The 13948-nt window shown below is 62.9% G+C and carries 14 protein-coding genes and 1 tRNA gene; 8 read left to right on the forward strand and 7 right to left on the reverse strand.

Annotation, left to right across the window (positions count from 1 at the left end; genetic code table 11):
• Positions 1–256 precede the first annotated feature (256 nt).
• The gene (locus P3R82_RS14650; protein ID WP_283194376.1) at positions 257–1441 is read right to left on the reverse strand and encodes an MFS transporter; all 1185 of its coding nucleotides are present in this window, start codon (positions 1439–1441) and stop codon (positions 257–259) included.
• A 253-nt stretch (positions 1442–1694) separates the two neighbouring features.
• On the opposite strand from P3R82_RS14650, the gene P3R82_RS14655 reads away from it, so the two are divergent.
• From P3R82_RS14655 to P3R82_RS14665, 3 genes are all read left to right on the forward strand, one after another.
• The gene (locus tag P3R82_RS14655) at positions 1695–2459 is read left to right on the forward strand and encodes a TIM barrel protein (protein ID WP_283194377.1); all 765 of its coding nucleotides are present in this window, start codon (positions 1695–1697) and stop codon (positions 2457–2459) included.
• Between the two features lie 145 nt (positions 2460–2604).
• Positions 2605–3831, forward strand: a complete 1227-nt coding sequence (locus P3R82_RS14660) for an adenylate/guanylate cyclase domain-containing protein (RefSeq protein ID WP_283194378.1) — start codon at positions 2605–2607, stop codon at positions 3829–3831.
• A gap of 164 nt (positions 3832–3995) precedes the next feature.
• Positions 3996–5327, forward strand: a complete 1332-nt coding sequence (locus tag P3R82_RS14665; protein ID WP_283194379.1) for an FAD-binding oxidoreductase — start codon at positions 3996–3998, stop codon at positions 5325–5327.
• Between the two features lie 98 nt (positions 5328–5425).
• Here the strand turns inward: P3R82_RS14665 and P3R82_RS14670 are convergent, their stop codons facing one another.
• A complete protein-coding gene (locus P3R82_RS14670; RefSeq protein ID WP_283196347.1) occupies positions 5426–6184 on the reverse strand; it encodes an SDR family NAD(P)-dependent oxidoreductase in 759 nt (252 codons plus the stop codon).
• 64 nt (positions 6185–6248) lie between these two features.
• Between P3R82_RS14670 and P3R82_RS14675 the strand changes: the two genes are divergently transcribed.
• A complete protein-coding gene (locus P3R82_RS14675) occupies positions 6249–6821 on the forward strand; it encodes a PadR family transcriptional regulator (RefSeq protein ID WP_283194380.1) in 573 nt (190 codons plus the stop codon).
• Between the two features lie 160 nt (positions 6822–6981).
• Here the strand turns inward: P3R82_RS14675 and P3R82_RS14680 are convergent.
• From P3R82_RS14680 to P3R82_RS14690, 3 genes are all read right to left on the reverse strand, one after another.
• Positions 6982–7056 (reverse strand) — tRNA-Glu (locus P3R82_RS14680).
• 197 nt (positions 7057–7253) lie between these two features.
• Positions 7254–8351, reverse strand: coding sequence for a D-Ala-D-Ala carboxypeptidase family metallohydrolase (locus P3R82_RS14685; RefSeq protein ID WP_283194381.1), 1098 nt, complete (start codon positions 8349–8351; stop codon positions 7254–7256).
• A 156-nt stretch (positions 8352–8507) separates the two neighbouring features.
• Positions 8508–8948: a VOC family protein gene (locus P3R82_RS14690; protein ID WP_283194382.1), complete on the reverse strand. Its 441-nt coding sequence runs from the start codon at positions 8946–8948 to the stop codon at positions 8508–8510.
• Positions 8949–9141: 193 nt separating this feature from the next.
• On the opposite strand from P3R82_RS14690, the gene P3R82_RS14695 reads away from it, so the two are divergent.
• Together P3R82_RS14695 and P3R82_RS14700 are read left to right on the forward strand one after the other, a co-directional pair.
• A complete protein-coding gene (locus P3R82_RS14695; protein ID WP_183899024.1) occupies positions 9142–9720 on the forward strand; it encodes a cold-shock protein in 579 nt (192 codons plus the stop codon).
• Positions 9720–10199: a DUF192 domain-containing protein gene (locus tag P3R82_RS14700; protein WP_283194383.1), complete on the forward strand. Its 480-nt coding sequence runs from the start codon at positions 9720–9722 to the stop codon at positions 10197–10199. Before P3R82_RS14695 ends, P3R82_RS14700 begins: the two co-directional genes overlap by 1 nt.
• Positions 10200–10382: 183 nt before the next feature.
• On the opposite strand, the gene P3R82_RS14705 is transcribed toward P3R82_RS14700, so the two are convergent.
• On the reverse strand, positions 10383–10607 hold the full coding sequence (locus tag P3R82_RS14705; protein WP_183899022.1) for an alkylphosphonate utilization protein: 225 nt from the start codon (positions 10605–10607) through the stop codon (positions 10383–10385).
• Between the two features lie 398 nt (positions 10608–11005).
• On the opposite strand from P3R82_RS14705, the gene msrA reads away from it, so the two are divergent.
• Both msrA and fdhD read left to right on the forward strand, forming a co-directional pair.
• Positions 11006–11518 carry a peptide-methionine (S)-S-oxide reductase MsrA gene (gene msrA, locus P3R82_RS14710; RefSeq protein WP_283194384.1) on the forward strand — a complete coding sequence of 171 codons (513 nt, stop codon included), beginning with the start codon at positions 11006–11008 and terminating at the stop codon, positions 11516–11518.
• Between the two features lie 199 nt (positions 11519–11717).
• Positions 11718–12497 (forward strand): formate dehydrogenase accessory sulfurtransferase FdhD, encoded by a 780-nt coding sequence (gene fdhD, locus P3R82_RS14715; RefSeq protein WP_283196348.1) that lies wholly within the window; start codon positions 11718–11720, stop codon positions 12495–12497.
• 123 nt (positions 12498–12620) lie between these two features.
• On the opposite strand, the gene P3R82_RS14720 is transcribed toward fdhD, so the two are convergent.
• On the reverse strand, positions 12621–13943 hold the full coding sequence (locus tag P3R82_RS14720) for an MFS transporter (protein ID WP_283194385.1): 1323 nt from the start codon (positions 13941–13943) through the stop codon (positions 12621–12623).
• Between the last annotated feature and the right edge of the window lie 5 nt (positions 13944–13948).

Here is a 13948-nt window from a genome sequence, read left to right on the forward strand (position 1 = left end):
GCAGATGCAACACTCGCTCAGGCGAGTGCCGCCGGTGAGGCGGGGCCTGCACTTTATCCGACGTTTTTTGATCTTGGTTCAGCCGCGCGAATCACAACGGTCGCGCGTGCCGGGTCATGCTGAAAAGCATGTTCCAGACCGATTCAGATCGGGATTTTTTGCGCAGTGCATGATTTGCCGGCTCAACGATTCGCGGTGCCCTCGCGAACGCCATCGGCGGTCGCGAAAATTCTTTTTTCGAGTTTGCCGTCGTTATTTAGGCCGCGCTTCCCGCGCTCGCATCGGTCGGCTGGTCGGCGCGTCTGCGGCTGGGCAGCGATTTGATCGACAGCAGCGCGTAGATGATCAGCGGCAGGCAGATGAGATAGGCGATGCGCATGCCCGCATGGTCGGCGATGAAGCCGAGCAGAGGTGGCGCCAGGAAGAAGACCACGAAGGACATCTGCGCGACGGCCGCGACGTTGACGTGGGAGGGGCGGTCGGTGCGCTGCGCGGCCGCCGAGACGCTGAGCGGATAGACGGCGCTGCAGCCGGCGCCCATCAGGCCGAAGCCGAGCAGCGCCACGAAGGGATGCGGGGCGGCCCAGACGGCAATGACGCCGGCCGCCGCGAGCACCAGCAGCACCGTCGCCACCGCGCGCGCGCCAAAACGATCGACCTGCAGGTCGACGAGCAGGCGGGTGGCCGCCATGAAGAAGGTGAACGAGGTGAGGCCCAGTCCGCCGATAAAGGGTTCTGAATTGAAGACGTCGCGCATGTAGATCGCCGACCAGTCGATGCCGGCGCCCTCGATCAGGAAGGCGGCGACACCGATGCCGCACAGCGGCAGCAGGCTCATCGTCGGCAGCGCGATCAACGGCGCCTTCGCTTCCTCGTGGTGCGTGACGCGCGCCGGCGCGTTGCGCATGCCCGAGATCACCCATGTTCCGACGATGAGAACGAAGGTGAAGGTCAGGCCGAGATGGATATACATCGGCACGCCCGCCTGGCGAATGCCCGATGCAACGAGCGCGGTGAGGAAGAAGCCGAGGCTCCAGAAGCCGTGCGCCCGGTTCATCACACCGCGGCCGAGCTGCGCCTCGATACGGTCGATCTCGACATTGAGGTTGATTTCCAGCGAGCCGGCCAGCAATCCCTCGAGAATGAGGATGCAGAAGACCAGCGGCGCGCTTGCCATCCACGGCACCGTCGCGATCAGCGCCGATGTGCCGAGCACGGTGATGAAGGCCGTCGTGCGGGCGCCGAGACGCTCGATGATGGGGGAGGCGAAGGTCAGCGCCGTCAGCGCCCCCACGGCCGCGCCGATCAGCGTCAGCCCCAGTTGCGAGCGATCGACGCCGAGCGCCTGCTGCAGGTCCGGCAGGCGCGCAAGCAGGGCGCCCATCGATACGGCGAACAGGAAGAAGCAGACATAGATTCGGTGCTGCGGCGCGAGCTGCATTGGTGTCTCCAGGTGGTATGCGCAGATCGGCGCTGGCAATATCCTAGTTTGGGATTTTGCCGATACAATCCAAAATAAACACGATGCGTGTATTTTGCGTGAAAACTATCGCTGTGGTTTGTAATTTCACGCTAGGAAGTCTAGTGCTGGCGCCGATGGGCCGGCGCGCTTACAGTCAGGCACTTACCTGCCGTTCGATCGCGATCATCGAGCGGCACGTGTCGTTTGCCTTGCCGAAACGAAGTGGGATGTCATGAAGCTGTCTGCCTGTATCGAATGGCTTTTCGCCGATGAAGCCGAGACTTTTGCCGATCGTATCAGGCTCGCCCATCGTCACGGTGTCGAGGCCGTCGAATTCTGGCGGTGGACCAACAAGGACATCGGCAGCCTCGAATGGGCGCTGAACGAGACCGGGATCGAGCTCGCGAGCTTTGTCGCGGAGCCGATGATCGCGCTGACGGACCGCGCCAACCAGGCGGCGTTTCTCGAGGGGCTGAAACGGTCGATCGAGGTGGCGCGGCGGCTTGGCGCGAAGACGTTGATCGCGCAGGCGGGCGACGACCTCGCCGGCAAGACCCGCGAGGAGCAGCGGGCGGCGCTCACCGAAACGCTGATGCGCGCCGGCGAAACGCTCGCCGACAGCGGCGTTCGCCTCGGCGTCGAGCCCTTGAACACGCTGATCGATCATGTCGGCTATTTCCTCGGTTCGACCCGGGAAGGGCTCGATATCGCCAGGGAGACGGGGAGGAAGGAGATCGGGATCATCTACGATATCTACCACTCCGCCGTCATGGGCGAGGAGACGGCCACGGTGATCGGTGGCGATATCGACAAGGTCTTCCACGTTCATGTCGCCGATCATCCCGGCCGCAACGAGCCGGGCAGCGGCTCGATCGATCTGAAAGCGCGCGCCGACTGGCTCGTGGCGCAGGGCTATCGCGGCGCTCTTGGACTGGAGTATCGGCCGACACGGCCGAGTGCGCAAACGATCGAGCAGACGCGGCGGCTGCTGGGCTGATCAATCGGGCCGAATAAAACTTTTTCCGCCAGATGTTGCCAAGCAGGCATTCCATTCCACGATCGGCCACCCCATTTAGCTGGCGTAGGAATGATTTTTTGTTTTCATGTTGAGAAGGCCGCGATCTCTCGCGGAGTGTAGGGCGATGCAATCCTTATCAAACCCGGCTCCAGAGCCTTCCGAGCTGAGCGTCGGCCAGTGGCCGAGGCACCGGACGACCAGCCTCGACTGGCTGGTCAACGAGACGCGCAACGAGCGCTATATCGACAATCTGCTGGTCCAGCTCTGCGACCGGCTGCGCGACGAGGGCATTCCCGTCAGCCGCGCCACGATGCATTTCCGGACGCATCATCCGCAATGGCTGGGCGCGCGGCTTCTCTGGAGGACGGGGATGACCGAGGCGAAGATCACCACCTTCGACTACGGCACCGAAAACACGCCGCAGTTCCTGCGAAGCCCCGTCAACGAAATCTTCAGCGGCGCGACCGAGGTGCGCAAGGATATCGAGGCGCTGCGTCCCGGCGACGGGCACGTCGAATTCTATGACGACCTCAAGCGCGAGGGCGTGACCGAATATATCGCCTGGCCGATGGAGCATACGCTGGGCAAGCGCCATATCGTGACCTTCGCAAGCGATCGTCCCGGCGGGTTTCTGGAAGAGCATGTCAATTATCTCAAGGACCTGCTGCCGGCGCTGACGCTGGTGACCGAAATCCGGCTGAAGAACATCATGGCGCGCACGCTGTTGCAGACCTATGTGGGACCGCATGCCAGCGAGCAGATCCTGGCCGGGGCGACGACGCGCGGCAGCGGCGCGACCGTGGAGGCCGCCATCCTGATCTGCGACCTTCGCGATTTCACGACGATTTCCGACCACTGGCCGCGTGACGACGTGATCGAGCTCCTCAACGGCTATTTCGACGCGATGTCGGAGCCGATCGAGAAGCATGGCGGCGAGATCCTGAAATTCATGGGCGACGGCATGCTGGCGATCTTCCCGCTCAGCAACCCCGAGGCCTGCGAAAACCTGCTGCAGGCGATCAAGACCGCGGAAGCGCTGATGGTCGAGCTGAACGCCGAGAACAAGCGCAAGGGCCGCGAGGTTCTTCGTTATGGGATCGGCGTGCACGTCGGAGAGGTGATGTACGGCAATATCGGATCGCGCCGGCGGCTCGATTTTACCGTGATCGGTCCGGCGGTGAATGTCGCTTCGCGGCTGGAGAGCCTGACGAAGGAGATCAAGCGGCCGGTGCTTCTCTCCAGGGCTTTCGTGGAGATGGCGGGCCAGGAAGACGAGATGGACAGCCTGGGCGCGTTTCCGCTGCGCGGGCTTGGCGAACCGGTGGACGTGTTTGCGTTTCCATTGAAATAACTGGGGGGCGTTTGGCGGTCGCGGCGGGCGTTGCTCTGCCCCTCGCTCGTCGTAAGTTGTTCTTATCCGCGGCAAATTCGCGCTTGTGGCGGATTTGCTGTTTCTAGCGCGTGTTGCGGGCGCTAGACCATCTCGCAAGACAACTACCATCCGCGAGATCCCTTATGCCCGGTCCCCATGTCGTTCCCGTTCACGGTGATGAAACGCTTCCCGATGCCTGCGATGTCGTGGTGATCGGCGGCGGGATCGTCGGCTGCTCGACGGCGCTGGAGCTCGCCGAGCGTGGGCTGAAGGTCGTCTTGTGCGAGAAGGGCGGGATCGGGCAGGAGCAGTCCAGCCGCAACTGGGGCTGGGTGCGCATCTCGATGCGCGATCCGCGCGAGGTGCCGCTCATGGCCGAAGCGCTGCGTCTGTGGGATACGCTCGACGCCCGCACTGGCCGCGATACTGGCTTCAAGCGCGCCGGCATCATCTTTACCTGCGCCAACGAGAAGGAGCTGTCGGATCACGACCGCTGGCGCGCCAACCTCCGCGACTACCAGATCGACACCAGGATGCTGAGGGCGCGCGAGTTCCGCGATCTCTTTCCCGGATCGAGGTTACCCATGGCCGGCGCGCTCTACACACCGGCCGACGGCCGCGCCGAGCCGCAGAAGGCAGCACCTGCGATCGCCGAAGCCGCGCGCGACAAGGGCGCCACGATCCTCACCGCATGCGCGGTGCGCGGGATCGAACTGGCCGCCGGCGCCGTACGCGGCGTGGTGACGGAACGCGGGCCGATCGCCTGCCAGGCCGTGGTGCTGGCCGGCGGGGCCTGGTCCAGCCTGTTTTCGGGGCGCTTCGGGATCGATCTTCCGCAGTTGAAGGTGATGAACAGTGTGCTCAGGACGAAGCCGCTCGAGGGTGGGCCGGAGCAGACGATCTGGGCCAACGACTTCGCCATCCGCAAGCGCCAGGACGGCGGATATACGGTTGCGTCGGGCTACGACAATATCGTCGACATCGTGCCGGCGTCGTTTCGTCATGCCAGGGATTTTCTGCCGGCGCTCAGGTCCGAGTGGAAGGCGCTCGCCTTCCGGCTTGGCCTGCGTTTCCTCGACGAAGCCCGCATCCCGCGCCAGTGGTCGCTCGATGAGGCGAGCCCCTTCGAATATAACAGGGTGCTCGACCCCATTCCCTCCAAGCGCAAGCAGGACAAGGCGCTGGCGGACCTGAAGGCCGCGTTTCCCGTCTTCGAAAAGGCCGAGATCGCGCAGCGCTGGGCAGGCTATATCGACGTGACGCCCGATGCCGTGCCTGTCATCTCCGATGTCGAGGCCATTCCCGGCTTTCACATCGCGACCGGCTTTTCCGGCCACGGCTTCGGCATCGGCCCGGCCGCCGGGCGGCTGATGGCCGATATCGTGACGGGCAGGGCGCCGATCGTCGACCCCAAGGCGTTCCGGCTGTCACGGTTCAGCGATGGGTCGAAGATCGAGTTGATCAGCGGGGTTTGATGGGCGCGCGGTTGGTCGACGGCTTTGACCCAATTGCGGACAGTGCCCATACTGTTTCGGGTAGCGGTGTTCGAAGCCGGATCGCAATATCCATCCTTTCAAACACCCGGCGTATATTGGACCATCATATCCAGTACGTCGTCGAACCGGCCCTCGCGTTCAGCGTTGCGAAACATGCGGACACGTTCCACGCATACTTCGGCTGGCGACGGAGATGTGCCGTGGAGCAGAGCCATGACCTCGTCGGCGAATTCTGCGAGCGGCATCGAGTTCGGGTCCTCCGACTGTCCAGGTGTAAGCTCGGTCTGCACCTGCGGCGGCACGATCTCGATCACTTCGACGCGACCCTTCAGCAAGGGACGGATCGCGGCGGTGTAGGAATGGATTGCCGCTTTCGTCGCGCTGTAGGTGGGCGACGCCGGATAGGGCACAAACGCGGTGCCAGAGGAAATGTTGAGGATCGCCGCATCCTTGCGCGCCGCGAGGTGATCAATGAGCGCATTCGTGAGCCTGATCGGGCCGAGCACATTCGTGACGATCATGCTCTCGGCATCTTTCAGATCGCGCTTCCGCCTCGGGTTTTCGGCGCTATAGATGCCTGCGTTGTTGACGAGCACGTTGAGGTCCGGGAACGAAGCCGTGATCTCTCCGCAGGCTATCTCAATTGCGTCGGGCTCGTCAATATCAAGCTCCCGCAACACCATGTCGTGCCGGCCGCGTATCGTTTCCTCCAGCATATCGCGACGCCGACCGGTGACGATGACCTGATTGCCTGCATCATGCCAGCGCTGAGCGAGTGCCCTTCCGATGCCAGAGCCGCCTCCTGTAACGAGGATCGTGTTACCGCTTTCTTTCACAGCGTTTATCCTTTCATAAGCCATGGTGAGTTATAGTTCCACGAGATTACTCTCGCAGGAGTATATGGAGAGCAGCATGTCGTCAATTCGTTTGTTTATCCTGTCGTCCTTTGATCTGGTTGGCCCGATGCATGGCCATCGGCTGCGCCTCGAGGCTGAGCAGAGGCATGTTTCTCTTTGGACCGACATTTCGGTCGGCGCTGTCTATGGGGCGATGACGCGTCTCGCCGGGGAAGGGCTTCTCAAACAGGTCGGCGAGGAAAAAGACGGTAACCGTCCGGTCAGGCAGATCTACGATATTACGGACGAGGGTCGCAGAATATTGGCTGATCTGCGCCATGCCGGTTTGTCCGACATCTGGTACAAGCACGATCCATTCGATTTGGCGCTGGTGCGGCTTGATCCAGGCAGCGCCCGGAAACTTCCGGGCCTGCTCGAACAGCGGCTTGCGGCGCTGGAGGCGCAGCTTGCCGAGGCAACTCGCATAGAAGAGTGGGCCTTTCCCTATATCGGCATAACGAAGCGCGCTGCGCTCAAGCATGGCGGGCATCGGCTACGCGCCGAGATTGCCTATCTGCGCGACGTGCTCTCCGATATCGACGCCATCGTTGAGGAAGTGGCTGCCGGGAAAGTCTGACGGGTCGCGCCGTTGGGCTTTGGCCTGGAAATGCGCTTTGGGCCTGATAGCCGAAATAGACGGATGGCCGGTTTGTGCCAAATGGCATCGCGACCGAGCGATCCAGTTGTTCAGGATCACTCCGGTCGAAAATCAAAAAATCTAATGAAATCAACCACGATGGCACGCCCTAGGGGAGTCGAACCCCTCTTCCCAGAATGAAAATCTGGTGTCCTAACCGATAGACGAAGGGCGCTTCCTTCGTGGTGGCGCCCTTATAATCAGGCACTCGGATTCCCGCAAGCGGCAAGAAGGGATTTTTGCAAAAAAATGACAAGAAATGTCAGCGTGTGGAAAAACCTCGCTATTGCCTTGAAATCAAACGTCTAAACGCGCGCGCCACCCGTTGCCGTGGCGGCACCGGGCGGCGATGAGCGAAATGCGAGGATGATATCAGAGGGCGCGGGCGAGCGTGGCGGTTGCCGGCTTGCGGCCGCAACCCCAGTTCCAGTCGCGGTTGCGGCCCGTGTCGAGATGGATGGAGTCGGTGTGGCAATAGGTGCCGACGCCGCCGCGGTCGGGAAGCGAGCGGATATAGTTGGCGATATCCCACTTCGACACGCCATCGATCTGAAAATCGGCCGCCTCGCAGCTCATGTGCATCGATTCCTCGGCGCCGCCGACCATGCGGTTGCGCTCGGGGTCGCGATAGCCCGACGTGATGGTCGCCGGCCTGCCGAAACGGCCTTCGACCGCCTTGATCACCTTCAAGAGATCCGGCTTGAAACAGCCGACCTCGACCTTGTCGTTCTGCAGCCGCAATCCGTTCGGCGCGACGCGGGTCGCGCCGGGGAGGGACGCCTTCTGCAGCAGGCCGGAGAGGCTGGTGAGCAGATTCTGCCTGGGCGCGCTGTAGAGCGCATTCATGCTCTGGCCGGGAAGGGCGCTCGTCGCCAAAAAGGCTGTTTGCACCGGGTCGATCGTGGTGCTGGTGTTTTGCGAGGACTGCTGCGGTGCGAGTGTCGGCTGCTGTGGCGCCGGGTCGACCGGCATCTGGCTGGAATAGACGCTCGAGCGCGTGGCGCCGATGCCGCCCGACGGCTGCAGCGTGGTCGATGTCGGGTTGTTCTGGATCCTCTGCTTGACCGAGAAGATGCTCATCGCCTGGGCGTTGATGCCGGTCGATTGCATCGCGAGGCCGCCGATATTGGCGGGGGCCGTCTGCTCCGGCATCGCCGATGTCGGCTGGCCCGGTGCCTGCGCCATTCCGGCGGCTTGCGCGCCAGGGGCATTCTCCATTCCGGAGACGTTCGTCATCCCGGAGACATTGGTCATCCTGGGGTCGCGGTAGCCGGCCTGCTGTTGCGCGGAAGCGGCCATCGGCGCGGCGCTTGCCGCCGCCTGCTGCTCTTGCGCGGGTACGGATTCGGCGGCGGCGGAGGCGAGCGCATCGACGGCGGGCTTGTTGGACACGCAGCCCGACAGCGCCCATGCGGAGGCGGCGATCAGAAGTGCCGCCCTGACGGGCGTGCGCATTTCAACAGCGAGCAAGCGAGCATTCTCCAAATATCAAGGCGAGGGGAGCGCAGAACGCACGATCCGCCTCGAGTCATCTGGAGATTGCCCGCAGCAAAGTTGCGCGGCAAGGACGATCCGGACGCAGTGGCCGGAAATCGAAAAAGCCGCAAGCCTCGCAAAAGCCTCGGCTTACCAGGCGCCGGTGTTGCCCATCGATGCCCATGGCTCGGCCGCCTGTAGGCTGCCGCCCTTCTGCAGAATCTCGATCGAGATGCCGTCGGGAGAGCGTACGAAGGCCATGTGTCCGTCGCGCGGCGGGCGGTTGATGGTGATGCCGTTGTCCATCAGCTTCTGGCAGGTCGCGTAGATGTCGTCGACCTCGTAGGCGAGGTGGCCGAAGTTGCGTCCGCCGGTGTAGTCCTCGGGGTCCCAGTTGTAGGTCAGTTCCAGGCATGGCGCGCCCTTGGCGGTGGCGTCGGCCTTGTCGCCGGGGGCGGCGAGGAAAACGAGGGTAAACCGACCCTTTTCGTTGTCGATGCGGCGGGTTTCCTCGAGCCCGAAAAGCGTCGCGTAGAAATGGAGCGATGCATCCAGATCCTTCACGCGGACCATGGTGTGGAGATAACGCATTCTGTTTCCTCTCTAAATACTGGCGTGCCTCTTCTGTGGCGGAACGTCAGGTTCAGGCAAGACTAGGGGGTAAGATTGGCAGTTGCGAATAAACGAAAAGTAGGGCTTGCGCTAATCCGTTACCAACATGTTAATCTTGATCTCAAGAATCAGTTAACCGTAACAGTGTGACGCGTATTGAGGGGCTGGCGAAATGGCTGACAGGATTTCATCGACGGAATTCACTGACCTCGATCAACTCGCGGGTGATGCGGTCGACCTCATCGAAATCACCGGCGTCGTGAAGTGGTTCGACGTCGCGAAAGGCTTCGGTTTCATCGTCCCGGACAACGGCATGCAGGACGTCCTGCTGCACGTGACCTGCCTGCGCCGCGACGGCTACCAGACCATCCTCGAAGGCACCCGCATCGTCGCTCTCATCCAGCGCCGGGATCGCGGATACCAGGCGTTCAAGATCCTCTCCATGGACCAGTCGACGGCGGTTCATCCGTCGCAGCTGCCGCCGGTGCGCACGCATGTGCAGGTCACGGCGACGAGCGGTCTGGAGCGCGCGCTGGTCAAGTGGTTCAACCGCACCAAGGGCTTCGGCTTCCTGACGCGCGGCGAGGGGACCGAGGATATCTTCGTGCACATGGAAACGCTGCGTCGCTTCGGCCTTACCGAGCTTCGTCCCGGCCAGGTTGTGCTCGTGCGCTTCGGCGATGGCGACAAGGGGCTGATGGCGGCCGAAATCCATCCGGACGCGCCGACCCCCGTGAGCAGGGCGCACTGATGACCATGGTTTCATACCGGATCAGAAGCGCCTTTTTGGCGCTTTTTTTCATGCTGGCGCTGCCGGCGCTCGCCCAGTCCGTCGTCAAGTTCGATAAGGAGCAACTGGTCATCCAGACGGCATCCGGGCAGAAATACAACTTTACCGTCGAGATCGCCGATACCAACGAGCAGCGACAGCGCGGCCTGATGTACCGCAAGGAGATGGCCGCGGATGCCGGCATGATCTTCGACTTCGGGACGTCGCGACGTGTGCAGATGTGGATGGAAAACACGGTGCTGCCGCTCGACATGCTGTTCGTCGATCGGGCGGGTATCGTGCGTGGCATCAAGCAGAATGCGGTGCCCTATTCCCGCGACATCATCGATTCCGTGACCGAGGTGAAGTACGTGCTGGAGCTCAACGCCGGCGCCACGGCCAAGCTCGGCATCAAGCCGGGCGACAGGGTGGTCAGCCCGAGCATCACGAAATACATGTAGCCACCGGCAGGGCGGCCGTTTCCCGTTTCCTCATGAAAAAGGCCCGTCCGGCATTGTCGCCAGGACGAGCCAGAGTGCGCAGTGATGAGCGCCGGGCAAGGCGCTCATAGCGGGTGGCGCCGGCGTTCGTCGCCACGTTGATCCGGGTCCGGTGTTTCGATCCGGCACGGATGTCGCGGCGACCTACGCCTTTTTGACGAACTCCGTCTTCAGCACCAGGCCCTTGACCTGCTTGGTGTTGCATTCCACTTCGCCTGGGTTTCCGTTGAGCCGGATGTTCTTCACCAACGTTCCGCGCTTGATGGTCTCCGATGTGCCCTTGACCTTCAGGTCCTTGATGAGCGTGACGGAATCACCGTCGCTGAGCTGCGCGCCGTTGCTGTCTCTTACGATTGGTTCGTCGGTCATTGTGATCTCGTTTTTCAAATTGCCTGGTGGATATGGAAAAGTGGATATGAAGAATAAGACGTCCCTGCGGTTCACGTAACGTGATGCAGCTCACGCTTGGTCATCGCGTCCGCACGACGCAACCACTGATGCTTCCCTAGAGGCTGAGGCCGTCAAAGTAAAATCAATTGGTTGGACATTGCCGCTCATCAGGTATCGCTGATTGTCTGGGTACTGATATGACATTGCCAGGCATTTCGGCCCCGATAATGTCGCACTGGCAAACACGGCCGGGAATCCCTATCTGTAGGGCACACGGCGGAGCTGCCTTCCGGGCGGCTCGGGCAGGTTGGGCGCAAGCTTCCAGGCTGTCAGCCGATGAAGATTTCGTAACGAACGTCAGGGAATGGAGATATTCGATGACTATCGAACGCGCAGTGCTCGCAGGCGGTTGTTTCTGGGGAATGCAGGATCTGATCAGACGCCTGCCGGGTGTCGAGACGACGCGAGTGGGCTACACCGGCGGTGAGGTTGCCAACGCGACCTACCGCAATCACGGGAACCACGCCGAGGCGATCGAGATCCTCTTCGATCCCGCCAAGACCAGCTATCGCGACATCCTGGAATTCTTCTTCCAGATCCACGATCCGTCGACGCCCAATCGCCAGGGCAACGATCTCGGCCCCAGCTACCGCTCGGCCATCTTCTACGCGAGTGATGAGCAGAAGCGCGTGGCCGAGGATACGATCGCCGATGTGGACGCATCTGGTCTCTGGCCGGGAAAGGTCGTCACGGAGCTTGCCCCGGTCGGCGATTTCTGGGAGGCGGAGCCCGAGCATCAGGACTATCTGGAACGGATTCCGAACGGCTATACCTGCCACTTCGTCCGTCCCGGCTGGAAGTTGCCGAAGCGGCAATCCTCCGCGGCTTGAAAACACAGCCACGTCTTCGCGGCGCCAGGTCGAAAGACCTGGCGTTTTGCGTGAGAAGCACCGTTCTTTCACGGGGACAGACGTGTCGGTCCGGGCCTATAGTGGAGATTGGCAGGCGCATTCGCGGGCTGGGCCGCGTCGTTCAGGGAAGAGCAGGGTGAATATCAGTTTCGTCGATAACCGAGCGAGCCACGAGGCCGTGCACACCATCGCCTTTCATGGTGGGGTTGCCGCACCGGCGACGCGCAGCGTTCCCGAGGAGGTGGCGATCGCTTTCTCCTATGGCGGCAGCTCGCATGCGGTGATGATGGCGACGCCCGCCGATCTGGTCGATTTCGCGGTCGGCTTCAGCCTTACCGAGGGTTTGATCGACGCCGTCTCGCAGATCGAGGCGATCGAGATCGTTCAGGACGAGATGGGCATCGACGTGCAGATCGCGCTGGTTGAAGACGTCGAGGAGAAGCTGCGCGCGCGCCGGCGACACATGATGGGTCCGGTCGGCTGCGGCCTGTGCGGTATCGAATCGCTGGAGCAGGCCGTCCGCAGTGTGCGTCCCGTCCTGTCCCGCGATCTCACGGTCACGCCTCACGACATCGCGCGCGCGGTGGCGAGCCTCGCGGATCAGCAGCAACTCAACCACAAGACCCGCGCGGTGCATGGCGCCGGGTTCTTCGTGCCGGGCAGCGGGCTGGTGGCGTTGCGCGAGGACGTCGGCCGGCACAACGCGCTCGACAAGCTCTGCGGCGCCGTCGTCGCATCGGGTGTCTCCGGCGGCAGCGGCGCGGTGACGGTGACCAGCCGGCTTTCGATCGAGATGATCCAGAAGGCCGGGTTTCTCGGCAGCCCGATCCTGATCGCGATCTCGGCGCCGACCGCCTATGCCATTCGCACGGCCGAGGAGGCGGGGATCACCATGATCGCCGTCGCGCGCGGAGAGGATTTCGAGATCTTCACGCATCCACATCGGGTGGTCTTCTAGAGCACGGTTCGCGGGGCCGGGCTGGACGGGGCGCCGCTGCTTCGATGCCGGCCTGTTTATGCCCGTATATAAAGTGTGGAAGCGGGGTCTATCGAGGCCGGCCTGGCATGGGCGCCAAGATACTCATCCCGCGCGCGGCCATTGCGTGTGGTCGTTGTCGATCACATAGGCATGAGAATGACGGTGGCCGCCGACGAAGCGTTCGGCACCAGCGATGTGCGGATGGTTGGCGTCCAGATCGCCGTGGGTGTGTTCCAGTTCCTGCGGATCGTCCGCCGGCCACACCCGGACGGCGATCAGCACGGCGACCGCGCCGAGCAGTGAGAGCGATGCGAAGGTGAAGGGAAGACCGGCGCGCGCGCCGAGCCAGCCCGCGATCGGATAGGTGATCAGCCAGCAGGCGTGGGAGAGCGCGAACTGCGCGGCGAAAAGCGCCGGCCGGTCCTCGGGCCGGGACGACCGGCGCAGCAGTCGGCCGGACGGGGTCTGGGCCAGCGAGTAGCCGATGCCGAGGGCGAACCACAAGGGGAGCAGCATCGCGTAGCTCCCCACGAACATTCCAAGGCCGACCCCAAGGACGAGGATCGCCGCGCCGCAAAGCATTGCCTGTCGGTCGGGCAGGCGATCGAGCAATCGCGGAAGAGCCAGCGCCGCGAGCATGGAGCCGCCGCCGAAGGCCGCCAGCGCCAATGCCGTCGCCCTCTGCGTCAGGGAGAACTCCGCCTGTACCAGAACCACGGTGTTGACGATCACCATCGCGCTTGCCGCCGCGACGGCAAGGTTGATGGCGAGCAGACCCCTGAGGCGAGGCGTCGCCAGATAGATGCGCAGGCCCCGGGTCGTCCTGTCGTAGATGCCGCGCCGCTCGCTGGCCTTGGGGGAGGGAAGGACAACGGAGACGACGAGCGCGGCCGAGGCGAGGAAGCCGATGACGGTTCCGGCGAAGAGGCTGTGGAAACTGATGACCGTCAGCAAGGCCGCCGCCAGCATCGGACTGACGACACTCTCCAGATCGTAGGCGAGACGCGAGAGCGAGAGCGCCCGCGTATACTCCTTTTCTTCGGGAAGCACGTCGGGGATGGTGGCCTGAAAGGTCGGCGTGAAGGCCGCCGATGCCGACTGAAGCACGAAAATGAGGACATAGACCTGCCAGACCTCGGTGACAAAGGGCAGCAGTAGCGCCACCGCCGCCCGGATGAGGTCGAGAGACACCAGCATCGTGCGCCTGGGCAGCCGCTCGGCGAAGGCGGCCGCGACCGGCGCAACGCCGACATAGGCGATCATCTTGATCGCCAGGGCCGTCCCGAGAACCGCGCCCGCATCGGCGCCGGCGAGACTGTAGGCCAGGAGGCCGAGCGCCACCGTGGCGAGCCCGGTCCCGACCAGCGCGATGACCTGGGCGAGAAACAGATGACGGTAGGTGCGGTTTGCGAGGACGTTCAGCATGTTCG

The sequence above is a fragment of the Rhizobium sp. AN80A genome, from assembly GCF_030053015.1.
In the GTDB taxonomy this organism is placed as follows: Bacteria; Pseudomonadota; Alphaproteobacteria; order Rhizobiales; family Rhizobiaceae; genus Rhizobium; species Rhizobium metallidurans.